The sequence below is a fragment of the Streptomyces sp. NPDC101181 genome, from assembly GCF_044767975.1.
In the GTDB taxonomy this organism is placed as follows: Bacteria; Actinomycetota; Actinomycetes; order Streptomycetales; family Streptomycetaceae; genus Streptomyces.
Window position 1 is genome coordinate 221,881 of sequence record NZ_JBIWOX010000006.1, and the last position, 13,770, is coordinate 235,650.

Below are 13,770 nucleotides of genomic sequence, written 5' to 3' on the forward strand. Positions count from 1 at the left end.
CGGGCTGCCGAGGGGGAGAGGCCATCGGAGAGGCAGGATGGGGGCATGGATCTTCGCATCTTCACCGAGCCCCAGCAGGGGGCTTCCTACGACACCTTGCTCACGGTCGCCAAGGCCACCGAGGACCTGGGCTTCGACGCCTTCTACCGCTCTGACCACTATCTCCGCATGGGCTCGGGCGACGGGCTGCCCGGACCGACCGACGCCTGGATCACCCTGGCCGGACTGGCGCGCGAGACCCGGCGGATCCGGCTCGGCACGCTGATGACCGCGGGCACGTTCCGCCTTCCCGGAGTGCTGGCCATCCAGGTGGCGCAGGTCGACCAGATGTCCGGCGGCCGGGTCGAATTGGGCCTGGGGGCCGGCTGGTTCGAAGAGGAGCACCGGGCCTACGGCATCCCGTTCCCGAAGGAGAAGTTCGGCCGCCTGGAGGAGCAGCTGGCGATCATCACCGGCCTCTGGGCGACGGAGACCGGCAAGACCTTCGACTACGACGGCACCTACTACCAGCTCACCGATTCGCCCGCGTTGCCGAAGCCCGCGCAGGCCAAGGTGCCCGTCCTGATCGGCGGCCACGGCGCGACCCGTACCCCGCGCCTCGCCGCTCAGTACGCGGACGAGTTCAACATTCCGTTCGCCTCCCTGGAGGACAGCGAGCAGCAGTTCGGCCGGGTCCGGGACGCCGCGCGGGCCATCGGCCGCTCGCCCGACGACCTGGTGTACTCCAACGCGCTGGTCGTCTGCACCGGCAAGGACGACGCCGAGGTCGCCCGGCGGGCGGCGGCCATCGGCCGGGACGTGGAGGAGCTCAAGGCGAACGGCCTCGCGGGCTCGCCCGCCGAGGTCGTCGACAAGATCGGCCGGTACGGGGCGATCGGCTCGTCCCGGATCTACCTCCAGGTGCTCGACCTGGCCGATCTGGACCATCTGGAACTGATCTCCTCCCAGATCCAGTCCCAGCTGACCTGACCTGACCTGACCTGACCTGACCTGACCTGACCTGACCTGACCTGACCTGACCTGAGCCGAGCCGATCCGATTTGAGTTGAGCAGAGTCGGGCCGGGGCGGGGCGGGCCGACCGGTCTTCAGCAGCCGGGTGCACGACGAGAGGAGCGCAGTGAGTACGGGCCGAACGCTTGCCGAAGCGCTGGAGGCCGGGCCTGTCCTGTTGGACGGCGGGCTCTCCAACCAGTTGGAGGCGCAGGGCTGTGATCTGTCCGACGCGCTGTGGTCGGCCCGGCTGCTGGCCGACGCCCCGGAGCAGATCGAGGCCGCCCACCTCGCCTACTTCCGGGCGGGGGCGCAGGTGCTCATCACGGCCAGCTATCAGGCCACCTTCGAGGGGTTCGCGCGGCGCGGCATCGACCGGGCCGGGGCCGCGGAACTGCTCGCGCGCAGTGTGGGGCTGGCGCGGCGTGCCGCCCGAGCGGCGCGCCCGGCCGGGCCCGGCCGGGAGGTGTGGGTCGCCGCCTCGGTCGGCCCGTACGGGGCGATGCTGGCCGACGGCAGCGAGTACCGGGGGCGGTACGGGCTGAGCGTCCGGGAGCTGGAGCGCTTCCACCGCCCGCGGGTGGCGGCGCTGGCCGAGGCGGGGCCCGACGCGCTGGCGCTGGAGACGGTGCCGGACGTGGCCGAGGCCGAGGCGCTGGTCCGGGTGGCAGAGGAGACCGGGCTCCCGTTCTGGCTGTCCTACAGCGTGGCGGACGGACGGACCCGGGCCGGGCAGCCGTTGGAGGAGGCGTTCGCGGTGGCCGCCGGGCGGGACCGGGTCCTGGCGGTCGGGGTCAATTGCTGTGAGCCGGAGGAGGCGGCGGCCGCCGTGGAGACAGCGGTGACGGTCACGGGCAGGCCCGCCGTGGTCTACCCGAACAGTGGTGAGGGCTGGGACGCCGAGGCCAGGGGATGGACCGGGCGCAGCACCTTCGACCCGGGGTGCGTCCGGGCCTGGAGCCGGGCGGGGGCGCGGCTCGTCGGAGGGTGCTGCCGCGTGGGGCCGGAAGGGATCGCGGAGCTGGCGGAACACCTGACAGGAAAGGCGGCGGAGCAACCAACAGGACGACGGGAAGGACGACCAGCGGGACGACCGGCAGGACAACCGACTGGACGACCGGCAGAACGGCCGTCGGCGACTCCGGAGCGCTGAAACTGCGTGGTGGGGCAGGGGCGCTCCCCGGCCGCCGTCCCGCACGACGAGCAGCCGGCCTGGCTGGACCGGTTGGACCGGCTGGTCGGGCACGATCCGACGGAGCTGCTCCGGGCCACCCGGAGGTTCGTCGTCCACACCGGGGACGCCCGGTTCCGGCCCGAGGGCGGAGAGCGGCCGCGACGCGGATCGGGGACGGGCCTCGTCGGCAACCGGTGGGCGATTCGCGGGGTGAACGGTGCTCCGCCCGGTGAGGATGAAGGCATGGGATTCCATGTCGACTCCGAAGCCGGGCGGCTGCGCCGCGTCATACTGCACCGCCCCGATCTGGAGCTGAAGCGGCTCACACCAAGGAACAAGGACGCGCTCCTGTTCGACGACGTGCTGTGGGTGCGCCGCGCCCGTGAGGAGCACGACGGCTTCGCCGACGTGCTGCGGGACCGGGGTGTCGCGGTGCACCTCTTCGGGGATCTGCTGCGCGAGTCGCTCGACATCCCGGCCGCCCGGCGGCTCGTCCTGGACCGGGTCTTCGACGAGAAGGAGTACGGCCCGCTCGCCACCGAGCATCTGCGGGCCGCCTTCGACGAGTTGTCCTCGGCCCAGCTCGCGGAGGCGCTGATCGGCGGGATGACCAAGCGGGAGTACTTGGCGCGGCACGGCGAACCGACCTCCGTCCGCTTCCATGTGATGGACCCGGACGACTTCCTGCTGGGCCCGCTGCCCAATCACCTCTTCACCCGGGACACCTCCGCCTGGATCTACGACGGGGTCTCCATCAACGCGATGCGCTGGCCCGCCAGGCAGCGCGAGACCGTTCACTTCGAGGCGATCTACCGGCACCACCCGCTGTTCACCGGCCCGGAGGCGGGCGTCTTCCACCACTGGTCGGAGGGGCAGGACGACTACCCCTCCACCATCGAGGGCGGGGACGTCCTGGTCATCGGGCGGGGCGCGGTCCTGATCGGGATGAGTGAGCGCACCACCCCGCAGGCGGTGGAGATGCTGGCCCGGGGGCTGTTCGACGCAGGTTCCGCACGCACGATCGTCGCGCTCGACATGCCGAAGGCTCGGGCGTTCATGCACCTGGACACGGTGATGACGATGGTCGACGGCGACACGTTCACCCAGTACGCCGGTCTCGGGATGCTCCGCTCGTACACCATCGAGCCCGGCAGCGGCCCCCGCGAGCTGAAGGTCACCGACCATCCGCCCGAGCACATGCACCGGGCCATCGCCGCCGCTCTCGGTCTCGACGCGATCCGGGTGCTGACCGCGACCCAGGACGTGCACGCGGCGGAGCGCGAGCAGTGGGACGACGGCTGCAACGTCCTCGCGGTCGAGCCCGGTGTCGTGGTCGCCTACGAGCGCAACGCCACCACCAACACCTATCTGCGCAAGCAGGGCATCGAGGTCATCGAGATCCGGGGCAGCGAGCTGGGCCGGGGACGGGGCGGGCCGCGCTGCATGAGCTGCCCGGTGGAGCGGGACCCCGTCTGAGAGGCCGGCGGAGGGGCGACACGAGGGTTACCTCGAAGGGACCGGCTCAGGGGGCGACGGGAGGGCTGCCTGGAAGGGACCCGGCGGAGGGCGACGGAAGGGGTGGTGGGGGACCGGCGGAGGGTGGGCCTCCGGACTCGCACCGGGGTCTGTGCGGGCGCCGGTGCGGGCCGGGCAGCGGGCCGTATAGGGATGCGGGCGATCGTATAGAGTTCCACTGTCATTTCATTTCAGCAGCCTGTCAGCAGCCCCTCAGTGGCCCGTCAGCAGTCCGACCAGGAGCAGTCACCATGGCCATAGACCTCACCGGCCGCCACTTCCTCAAGGAGCTGGACTTCACCTCCGAGGAGTTTCTCGGTCTGGTCGCGCTGGCCGCCGAGCTCAAGGCGGCCAAGCGGAGCGGGGCCGAGGTCCAGCGGCTGGGCGGCAAGAACATCGCGCTGATCTTCGAGAAGACCTCGACCCGTACGCGCTGCGCGTTCGAGGTGGCCGCCGCCGACCAGGGGGCCCGCACCACCTACCTCGACCCCTCCGGCTCCCAGATGGGCCACAAGGAGTCCGTGGAGGACACCGCCCAGGTGCTCGGCCGGATGTTCGACGGCATCGAGTACCGGGGCGACAGCCAGCAGGTGGTCGAGGAGCTGGCCGCCCACGGCGGGGTCCCGGTCTTCAACGGGCTCACCGACGACTGGCACCCCACGCAGATGCTCGCGGACGTCCTCACGATGACCGAGCACAACGACCGGCCGGTCGCGGAGATGGCCTTCGCCTACCTCGGCGACGCCCGCTTCAACATGGGCAACTCCTACCTGATCACCGGTGCCCTGCTCGGCATGGACCTGCGGATCGTCGCCCCCGAGGCGTACTGGCCGGACGCGTCGGTGGTGGCGCGGGCCCACGAGCTGGCCAGGACCAGCGGCGCGAAGATCACCGTCACGGACGACGTGGCCCAGGGTGTGCGGGGCGCCGACTTCGTCGCGACCGACGTCTGGGTCTCCATGGGGGAGCCCAAGGAGGTGTGGGCCGAGCGCATCGCCGCACTCGCGCCGTACGCCGTGACGATGGACGTCCTGCGCGCCACCGGCAACCCCGACGTGAAGTTCCTGCACTGCCTGCCCGCCTTCCATGACCTCGGCACCCAGGTCGCCCGGGACATCCACGCCGCGTACGGGCTGACCGAGCTGGAGGTCAGCGACGAGGTCTTCAAGTCCGCGCACTCGGTCGTCTTCGACGAGGCGGAGAACCGGATGCACACCATCAAGGCGGTTCTGGTGGCGACGCTGGCCGGGGTGTAGGCGCGGCGTACGGCCCGTCCGGACCGCTGTGGTCCGGCCTCCGGGCCTCCGCGCCGAGGGCTCTCGCATCCCCCCCCATCACGCATCCCCCCCCATCACGCATGCCCCCCGCCGCGCTTCTCGTAGTCCGTGTTCCGTATCCCGAGACCTGGCGTGTCCGGATACCGGGGAGGGGTTCCGCATGCTCATACACCCGATTGGGTGAACATACGCGGTGATGGTTACGATGTCGCCTCTGGTGGGGTTCGGGCTCGTGCGTCCGGACCCCCTTCCCATGCGCGGACCGGGCCCAGCGTCCTGTGGTGCGTACGGGAGCCGTCCCCCCCCACCCCGCACCACCCCGTGCACCACCAGAGATGAGAACGTCCGCATGAGCCCCGGTCCGCGCCGCAAGAGTCCCCAGCAGCTCATCGCCGAGTCCGGCGGCGACCTCGAAGGGCACGGCCTCCAGCGGACCATGGGGCTCTTCCAGCTCGTCTGCTTCGGGGTCGGTGCCATCGTCGGCACCGGCATCTTCGTCGGGCTGTCCGACAGCGTCGCCGAGGCCGGGCCCGCCGTCGTGATCTCGTTCGTCCTCGCCGCGATCACCTGCATCTTCACCGCGCTCTCGTTCGCGGAGCTGGGCAGCGCGATCCCGGTCTCCGGGAGCTCGTACTCCTTCGCCTACGCGGCCCTCGGCGAGCGCACCGCTTTCCTCGTCGGCTGGTGCCTCCTGCTGGAGTACGGCGTGTCCGTCTCGGCCGTCGCGGTGGGCTGGAGCCAGTACGTCAACGAGCTGCTGAACAGCCTCGTCGGCTGGGAGCTGCCCGCCGCCCTCTCCTCCGGGCCCGGCGACGGCGGCGTCGTCAACCTCCCGGCGATCATGGTCATCGCCATGGCCGCCACCCTGCTGGTGCGCGGCATCCGGGAGAGCGCGACCGCGACCGCCGCCATGGCGGTCCTGAAGATCGGCATCCTGCTCGCGTTCTGCGCCGTGGCCTTCAGCGCCTTCGAGGACGGCAATCTGATGCCCTTCGCGAGCCACGGGCTCGGCGGGATCACCGCGGGCGCCTCGCTGGCGTTCTTCTCGTACATCGGCTTCGACGCCATCACCACCGCGGGCGAAGAGGTCAAGAACCCCCGGCGCAACATCCCGGTCGCCATCCTGATCTGCATCGGCGTCGTCACCCTGCTCTACTGCGCGGTGGCGCTCTCGGCCATCGGCGCGCTCGGCCCCGACGCGGTCGCCGACAAGCCCGCGGCGCTCTCGATCGTGGTCAACCAGGTCACCGACTCGGCGATCGGCGGCGGCATCATCGCCTTCGGTGCGGTCGTCGCCATCGCTTCGGTGGTGCTCGCGGTGATGTACGGGCAGACCCGCATCCTGATGTCGATGTCCCGTGACGGGCTGATCCCGCGCGTCTTCGAGAAGATCTCGCCCCGGACCCACACCCCGGTCGCCAACACCTGGATCGTGGCCTGCGTCTTCGCGGTCCCGGCCGCGTTCGCCTCGCTCGACGTCGTCGTGAACCTGACGACGATCGGCACGCTCGCCACCATGGTCGCCGTCAATGTGGCGGTCGTGGTGCTGCGTCGCACCCACCCCGGGCTGGAGCGGACCTTCCGGGTTCCGCTCTACCCGCTGAGCCCGGTGCTCGGCGTCGCGTTCTGCCTGTACCTGATGTACGGGACCGGGTGGACGACGTGGGTCCAGTTCGCGGTCTTCCTGGCCGCCGGATCACTGCTGTACGCGCTCTACGGCCGCAGGCGCTCCCGGCTGGTCAGCTCCCCGGGGACGGGCCCGGCTGGGCCGGTATCGAAGGAAGCGTGAACCACACCGCCTTGCCGTGCTCCGTGGTGCGGTGACCGCAGGCGGAGCTGAGGGTCCGGATCAGCAGCAGGCCGCGGCCGTGCTCCTGCCAGGGGTCGATCTCGTATCCGGGTCCGGGCCGGGACAGGTCGCCCGGCGGGGCGGGGTCGTGGTCGTGCACCTCGACCTGGCAGCCGGTGGGCAGCAGCTCGACGACCAGCTCGATCGGCTCGCCGCCCCGCGTGTGCTCGACCGCGTTGGCCACCAGCTCGGCGGTCAGCAGCTCGCAGGTGTCGCTGTCGGCCGGCGCGTCGATGTCGGAGAGCGCCGTACGGACGAGTGCGCGGGCGATCGGCACGGCTGCCGTGGAGTGCGGCAGGGCGATACGCCAGGAGGCGGGGACGGGGACATCGGGCGGCACGGCAGGTTTCCGTTCGGAGCGACTTCTCGGGTACACGCAGTTCTCGTGGCGAGACTTCCTGGTTTCAACCTTACGAACCGCTCCGGCGCTGCCATAGGGGCGGTCGGCCGGAGCAAAGGGGACTTTCGCCACAACAGTCTCATGGAAGGGGTATTGCGGTGTCGTGACGGGAGTCACGTATGAGTGATAACTTCGGGATCGGAACGCGACCCAGGCACGGCCGGCACCCGCCCGATCGCTGAGGGGGACCCCTCCATGAGCCCGTTTCCCAGCTCGGCCCCGAGCACCGCGGCATGGCGTCACCTCCGGGTGACCCGGGACGAGGGTGTGGCCACCGTCACACTCGCCCGCCCCGAAAAGCTGAACGCGCTCACCTTCGGCGCGTACGCGGATCTGCGCGACCTGCTCGCCGAGCTCTCCCGGGAACGCTCCGTGCGCGCCCTCGTCCTCGCGGGCGAGGGGCGCGGCTTCTGCTCCGGCGGCGACGTCGACGAGATCATCGGCGCGACCCTGGCGATGGACACCGCGCAGCTCCTCGACTTCAACCGGATGACCGGCCAGGTCGTCCGGGCCCTGCGGGAGTGCCCCTTCCCGGTCGTCGCCGCGGTCCAGGGGGTCGCGGCGGGCGCCGGGGCGGTGCTGGCCCTCGCCGCCGACTTCCGGGTCGCCGACCCGTCGGCCCGGTTCGCCTTCCTGTTCACCCGGGTCGGCCTCTCCGGCGGTGACATGGGCGCGGCCTATCTGCTGCCCCGCGTCGTCGGGCTCGGCCATGCGACCCGGCTGCTGATGCTCGGCGACGCCGTCCGGGCCCCGGAGGCGGAGCGGATCGGGCTGATCAGCGAGCTGGCCGAGGAGGGCCGGGCCGACGAGCGCGCCCAGGAGCTGGCCCGCCGCCTCGCCGACGGTCCCGCCCTCGCCCTCGCCCAGACCAAGGCCCTGCTGACCGCGGAACTGGACATGCCGCTCGCCGCCTCCGTCGAGCTGGACGCCAGCACCCAGGCCCTCCTGATGCACGGCGAGGACTACGCCGAGTTCCACGCGGCCTTCACCGGGAAGCGGCCTCCGCGGTGGCGGGGGAGGTGACCGTGCCCCGCGCAGCCGCCGCCGGCCGCGCAGCCGCCGCCGGCCGCGCAGCCGCCCCCGGTCGGGCAGCCGCTCCCGCCCCGGCCTCCGACCGTGCCCAAGCCCCCGCCCCCGTCCGGAGCGTCGCGGTCATCGGTGGCGGTCCCGGCGGGCTCTACGCCGCCGCCCTCCTCAAGCGGCTCGACCCGGCCCGCGAGATCACCGTCCACGAGCGCAACGCTCCCGACGACACCTTCGGCTTCGGCGTCGTCCTCTCCGACGAGACCCTCGGCGGCATCGAGCACGCCGACCCCGAGGTCTACCGCGCGCTGAGCCGCGCGTTCGTCCGCTGGGACACCATCGACATCGTCCACCGCGGCCGCACCCACACCTCCGGCGGTCATGGCTTCGCCGCCCTCGGCCGCCGGCGCCTGCTGGAGATCCTGCACGCGCGCTGCACTGCTCTCGGCGTCCGGCTCCGCTTCCGCGCCGAGGCGCCGCCCGCCGCCGAGCTGGCCGCCCACCACGATCTCGTCGTCGCCGCCGACGGGGTGCACAGCGCCACCCGCGCGGCGCACGCGGACGCCTTCGGACCGACCGTCACCGGACACCGCAACCGCTACATCTGGCTCGCCGCCGGCTTCGCGCTCGACGCCTTCCGCTTCGAGATCGCCGAAACCCCCTACGGCGTCATGCAGCTGCACGCCTACCCCTACGCCGCCGACGCCTCCACCGTCATCGTCGAGATGCGCGAGGAGGTGTGGCGGGCGGCCGGGCTCGACACCTGCGACGTGACCGAATCCGCCAACCGCTGCGCGGCGTTCTTCCCCGGGATCCTGGCCGGCGGGCCGCTGCGCTCCAACAGGTCCTCCTGGCTCGCCTTCCGTACGGTCACCAACTCCCGCTGGTCGCACGGGAACACCGTCCTCATCGGGGACGCCGCGCACACCGCCCACTTCTCCATCGGCTCCGGGACCAAGCTCGCCGTCGAGGACGCCCTCGCGCTCGCCGCCTGCGTCGGGGAACACCCCGACCTGCCCGCAGCGCTCGCCGCGTACGAGGCCGAGCGCCGCCCGGTCGTCGCCTCCACCCAGCGGGCCGCCGCCGCCAGCCTGCGCTGGTTCGAGGAGCTGGCCACCTATGCCGACCAGCCGCCCCGCCGCTTCGCGTTCAACCTGCTCACCCGCAGCCGCCGGGTCACCCACGACAACCTGAGGCTGCGCGACGCCTCGTTCACCGCCGCCGTGGAGGAGGAGTTCGGCTGCCCGCCCGGCACCCCGCCGATGTTCACCCCGCTCCGGCTGCGCGGGCTGGAGCTGCGCAACCGCGTCGTCGTCTCCCCGATGGACATGTACCGCGCCACCGACGGGCTCCCCGGGGACTTCCACCTCGTCCACCTCGGCGCCCGCGCGCTGGGCGGGGCCGGGCTCACCATGACCGAGATGGTCTGCGTCAGCCCCGAGGGCCGTATCACCCCGGGCTGCACCGGTCTGTGGACCGACGAACAGGGCGCCGCCTGGCGGCGGATCACCGAATTCGTCCACGCCTCCGCTCCCGGCGCGGCCATCGGCGTCCAGCTCGGTCACTCCGGCCGCAAGGGCTCCACCAAGCTGATGTGGGAGGGCATCGACCAGCCTCTGGAACACGGCAACTGGCCGCTGTCGGCCGCCTCCCCGCTCCCGTACGAGCCCGGCGTCAGCCAGGTCCCCGCCTCGCTGGACCGGGCCGGACTGACCGCCGTACGCGAGCAGTTCGCCCGGGCGGCCCGCCGCGCGGCCGCCGCCGGATTCGACCTCCTCGAACTGCACTGCGCCCACGGCTACTTGCTCTCCGGCTTCCTCTCCCCCCTCACCAACCACCGCGCCGACGCCTACGGCGGCCCGCTGGAGAACCGTCTCCGCTTCCCCCTCGAAGTCTTCGACGCGGTCCGTGAACTCTGGCCCGAGGACAGGCCGATGACCGTGAGGATCTCCGCCACCGACTGGGCCGACGGCGGCACGGACGAGGCGGACGCCGTGGAGATCGCCCGCGCCTTCGCCGCCCACGGGGCCGACGCCATCGACGTCTCCACCGGCCAGGTCGTCCCGGACGAGCGCCCCGAGTTCGGCCGCTCGTACCAGACCCCCTACGCCGACCGCATCCGCAACGCCGTGGGCGTCCCGGTCGTCGCGGTCGGCGCGATCTCCTCCTGGGACGACGTCAACTCCCTCCTCCTGGCGGGCCGCGCCGACCTCTGCGCCCTCGCCCGCCCCCACCTGTACGACCCGCACTGGACCCTCCACGCGGCGGCCGAGCAGGGCTACACGGGACCGGGCGCACCCTGGCCCCTCCCGTACGGCGCGGGCAGCCGCCCGCCGCCCACCGGCCGCACGGACGGGCCGAAGCCGCGGCTCACCCTGGGGTGACCAGGCAGGTGTGACAGCGGCACGGGCCGGGGTGGGGCGCCCCGCCCCAGTGCTCCTCGCGGTACCGGGGAGCCAGCGAGCCGAGCAGCGCCGTCAGCTCCTCCGCGTACTCCCGGGTGGCCCAGGTCCCGTCGATGCCCAGGGCCGTCAGCCGCCGCAGCACCGCGGGGCTGTGCACCGAGGCGGGACGGAACGTGTGCAGATGGCGGGTCGCGGTGTCGATGGTGATGTACGCGCCGGTGTGCCGGCCGCGCCCGACCGTGGTCACCTGCTCGTGGCCCATGCCCGCATGCGTTCCGACGACGTACACCTTCGCCCCGCCCCGGTACGCCTTGGTCCCGGGCCGCAGCTCCTGCCCGCCGTTCCCGTAGCGCCGCCACCGCACGACGTTCGCGGCGACCAGCCAGAGCGGCCCCGGCACCGGCCGCTCCGCCGTCATGGGCGGCTCCTCGTCCAGGTCATGGCTCATCCTGCCCGTCGGAGCGGGGCCGGGGCACCTGGTTTCCGGCGGACCGGCGGGACTCACGGCCGGACGAAGCGCTCCCCGGCGTCCCGCAGCCGCTCGTGGAGCCGGCCGAACACATCGGCCGAGCGGCCGCCCGGCCAGTCGTCGGGCAGCAGCTCCGGGGGCAGACCCGGGTCGGCGTAGGGGAGTTGGCGCCAGGAGTCCAGGGCCAGGAGGTAGTCGCGGTAGGCGGCCTGCGGGCGGGGCTCGGTGTCCGCGGGCACGGTCGCGTCCCAGTCCCGCAGCACCGGTTCGTGCAGCTCCAGGAAGTCGTGGTGGAGGCGGGCCACCGCGGCCAGGTCCCACCAGCGGGCCACCGCCTCGCGGGTCGCGGCGAACCCCAGGTGCTCGCCGCGGAACAGATCCACGTACGGGTCCAGTTCGAGCCGCCGCAAGGTGTGGCGGGTCTCCTCGTACAGTCCGGCGGGGGCGATCCACACCCCGGGCGCCGCCGTGCCGAAGCCCAGCCGCGCCAGCCGTGAGCGCAGCACATGGCGCTTGCCGCGCTCGGTCTCGGGCACCGAGAACACCGCGAGGACCCAGCCGTCCGCGAGCCGGGGCGGGGTGCGCCGGTAGATCCGCCGGTCGCCGTCGTCCAGCAGCTGCCGGGCGTCCGGCGACAGGGCGTAGCCCGCCGAACCGTCGGCCGCGCGGGCCGCCACCAGCAGCCCGCGCCGCTTCAGCCGCGAGACGCAGGAGCGTACGGAAGGGGCGTCCACGCCCACGGCGTGCAGCAGGCGGATCAGCTCCGACACCGCGAACGGGGCGTCGGCGGAGGGGCGACCGTAGGCGCCGTACAGCGTGACGATCAGGGAACGGGGGGTGCGCAACTCGGCCACGTGATCACTCTAGGACAGCCCCCAGGGGGCGTCCTCCCGGAGCAGGAAGCGCTGGAGTTTGCCGGTCGCGGTCCGCGGCAGCGCCTGCTCGAAGACGAAGACGCGCGGGCACTTGTGCGGGGCCAGGCTCGCCTTCATATGGGCGCGCAGCGCGTCGGCCGTCTGCTCCGAGCCCTCCGTGAGCACCACGTGCGCCACCACGATCTGACCCCGCAGCTCGTCCGCCCGGCCCACCACCGCAGCCTCGGCGACCTCCGGGTGGCGCAGCAGGGCCTCCTCCACCTCGGGGCCCGCGATGTTGTAGCCGGAGGAGATGATCATGTCATCGGCGCGGGCCACGTAACGGAAGTAGCCGTCCGGTTCGCGCACGAAGGTGTCGCCGGTCAGGTTCCAGCCGTGCCGGACGTACTCCGTCTGCCGGGGGTCGGCGAGGTAGCGGCAGCCGACCGGACCACGCGCGGCGAGCAGCCCCGGCTCGCCGTCGGGCAGTTCGTCGCCGCGCTCGTCCACCACCCGGGCCTGCCAGCCCGGCACCGGGACGCCGACGGTGCCGGGGCGGATCGCGTCGTCCGCGGCCGAGATGAAGATGTGCAGCAGCTCGGTGGCCCCGATGCCGTTGATGATGCGCAGCCCGGTCGCCTCGTGCCAGGCGTGCCAGGTGGCGGCGGGCAGGTTCTCCCCGGCGGACACACAGCGCCGCAGCGCCGACAGGTCGTGGCCCGCCAGCTGGCCGAGCATCGTGCGGTACGCGGTCGGCGCGGTGAACAGGACCGAGACCCGGTGCCGGGCCAGCGCGGGCAGCAGCTGCCCGGGGCCCGCCTGCTCCAGCAGGAGCGTCGAGGCTCCGGCCCGCAGCGGGAAGAGCAGCAGCCCGCCGAGGCCGAAGGTGAAGCCCAGCGGCGGGCTGCCCGCGAAGACGTCGTCGGGCGAGGGGCGCAGCACCTCGCGGGAGAAGGTGTCGGCGACGGCCAGTACGTCCCGGTGCAGATGCATGCAGCCCTTGGGGCGGCCGGTCGTCCCCGAGGTGAACGCGATCAGCGCGACCTCGTCCGCCGCCGTGTCCACCACCCGGTAGGGGCCGCTCCGCGCGGCGGCCAGCCGGGTCAGGTCCCCGGGCCCGTCCCCGCCGAACTCGGTGATCCGCAGCCCCTGGACCCCGGCCGCCCGCAGATCCCCGGTGGAGCGGGCGTCGCACAGGGCGTGGCCGACCCGCGCCAGCGAGCAGATGGTGGCCAGCTCCGGGGCGCGCGCCTGCGCCAGTACGGTGACGGCGACCGCGCCCGCCTTCATGACGGCCAGCCAGCAGGCGGCGAGCCAGGGGGTGGTGGGCCCGCGCAGCAGCACCCGGTTCCCCGGCGCCACGCCCAGCTCCCCGGTCAGCGTGTGGGCGACCCGGTCCACCGTCTCCCGCAGCTCGCCGTAGCTCCACACCTCCCCGTCGCCCGAGCGCAGCGCGGGGCGGTCGGGCCCCCGCTCCGCGATGGTGCGGTCCAGCAGTTCGTACCCGCAGTTCAGCCGTTCGGGGTAACGCACCAGGGGGTCGTCCAGCAGCAGTTCCGGCCACTGTCCGGGGGGCGGGAGGTGATCGCGCGTGAACGTGTCGGTGTGCGCACCGGGGACGCGTGCGGACGCGTCGGCGGCGGCTGCGGGCGTGTTCGGCGAGGAATTCGGCTCCATGAAGGATCGCCCCCTTGTCGCCTCTGGAGCGTATCGTTTGGGTGACGGTAGTCAACGGTCCGCGATATGGCAGGGAAGCGGCCGGACCTCCGTGAGCGCGGCCGGGCCCTTCGGGCGAGGGTGGGGCGGCGGGCGC

11 protein-coding genes are annotated in these 13,770 nt (G+C 72.8%); 7 read left to right on the forward strand and 4 right to left on the reverse strand.

The features are described from left to right. Window positions 1-45 precede the first annotated feature (45 nt). The 5 genes from ACIRRU_RS12110 (at window position 46) to ACIRRU_RS12130 (ending at window position 6,746) form a co-directional block, all read left to right on the forward strand. Window positions 46-969: an LLM class F420-dependent oxidoreductase gene (locus ACIRRU_RS12110; protein ID WP_403679005.1), complete on the forward strand. Its 924-nt coding sequence runs from the start codon at window positions 46-48 to the stop codon at window positions 967-969. A gap of 149 nt (window positions 970-1,118) precedes the next feature. After that, window positions 1,119-2,144, forward strand: coding sequence for a homocysteine S-methyltransferase (mmuM, locus tag ACIRRU_RS12115; protein WP_403679006.1), 1,026 nt, complete (start codon window positions 1,119-1,121; stop codon window positions 2,142-2,144). A gap of 264 nt (window positions 2,145-2,408) precedes the next feature. Then, window positions 2,409-3,641, forward strand: coding sequence for an arginine deiminase (locus tag ACIRRU_RS12120; RefSeq protein WP_403679143.1), 1,233 nt, complete (start codon window positions 2,409-2,411; stop codon window positions 3,639-3,641). A gap of 290 nt (window positions 3,642-3,931) precedes the next feature. Then, a complete protein-coding gene (gene argF / locus ACIRRU_RS12125; protein ID WP_403679008.1) occupies window positions 3,932-4,936 on the forward strand; it encodes an ornithine carbamoyltransferase in 1,005 nt (334 codons plus the stop codon). Between the two features lie 370 nt (window positions 4,937-5,306). Continuing rightward, the gene (locus ACIRRU_RS12130) at window positions 5,307-6,746 is read left to right on the forward strand and encodes an amino acid permease (RefSeq protein WP_403679009.1); all 1,440 of its coding nucleotides are present in this window, start codon (window positions 5,307-5,309) and stop codon (window positions 6,744-6,746) included. On the opposite strand, the gene ACIRRU_RS12135 is transcribed toward ACIRRU_RS12130, so the two are convergent. After that, entirely contained in the window at window positions 6,697-7,146 is a 450-nt protein-coding gene (locus ACIRRU_RS12135; protein WP_363201685.1) for an ATP-binding protein, read from the reverse strand. The genes ACIRRU_RS12130 and ACIRRU_RS12135 overlap by 50 nt on opposite strands. Before the next feature lie 255 nt (window positions 7,147-7,401). On the opposite strand from ACIRRU_RS12135, the gene ACIRRU_RS12140 reads away from it, so the two are divergent. Beyond that, entirely contained in the window at window positions 7,402-8,229 is an 828-nt protein-coding gene (locus ACIRRU_RS12140; RefSeq protein ID WP_403679010.1) for an enoyl-CoA hydratase family protein, read from the forward strand. A 131-nt stretch (window positions 8,230-8,360) separates the two neighbouring features. Further along, window positions 8,361-10,613 carry a bifunctional salicylyl-CoA 5-hydroxylase/oxidoreductase gene (locus ACIRRU_RS12145; protein ID WP_403679144.1) on the forward strand — a complete coding sequence of 751 codons (2,253 nt, stop codon included), beginning with the start codon at window positions 8,361-8,363 and terminating at the stop codon, window positions 10,611-10,613. Here the strand turns inward: ACIRRU_RS12145 and ACIRRU_RS12150 are convergent. Genes ACIRRU_RS12150 through ACIRRU_RS12160 form a run of 3 tightly spaced genes read right to left on the reverse strand, consistent with a single transcriptional unit; the run spans window position 10,600 to window position 13,634 of the window. Continuing rightward, window positions 10,600-11,082 carry a hypothetical protein gene (locus ACIRRU_RS12150; RefSeq protein WP_403679012.1) on the reverse strand — a complete coding sequence of 161 codons (483 nt, stop codon included), beginning with the start codon at window positions 11,080-11,082 and terminating at the stop codon, window positions 10,600-10,602. The genes ACIRRU_RS12145 and ACIRRU_RS12150 overlap by 14 nt on opposite strands. A 53-nt stretch (window positions 11,083-11,135) precedes the next feature. Next, window positions 11,136-11,957: a PaaX family transcriptional regulator C-terminal domain-containing protein gene (locus ACIRRU_RS12155; protein WP_403679014.1), complete on the reverse strand. Its 822-nt coding sequence runs from the start codon at window positions 11,955-11,957 to the stop codon at window positions 11,136-11,138. A gap of 9 nt (window positions 11,958-11,966) precedes the next feature. Next, window positions 11,967-13,634, reverse strand: a complete 1,668-nt coding sequence (locus ACIRRU_RS12160) for an AMP-binding protein (RefSeq protein ID WP_403679015.1) — start codon at window positions 13,632-13,634, stop codon at window positions 11,967-11,969. Window positions 13,635-13,770: the final 136 nt, after the last annotated feature.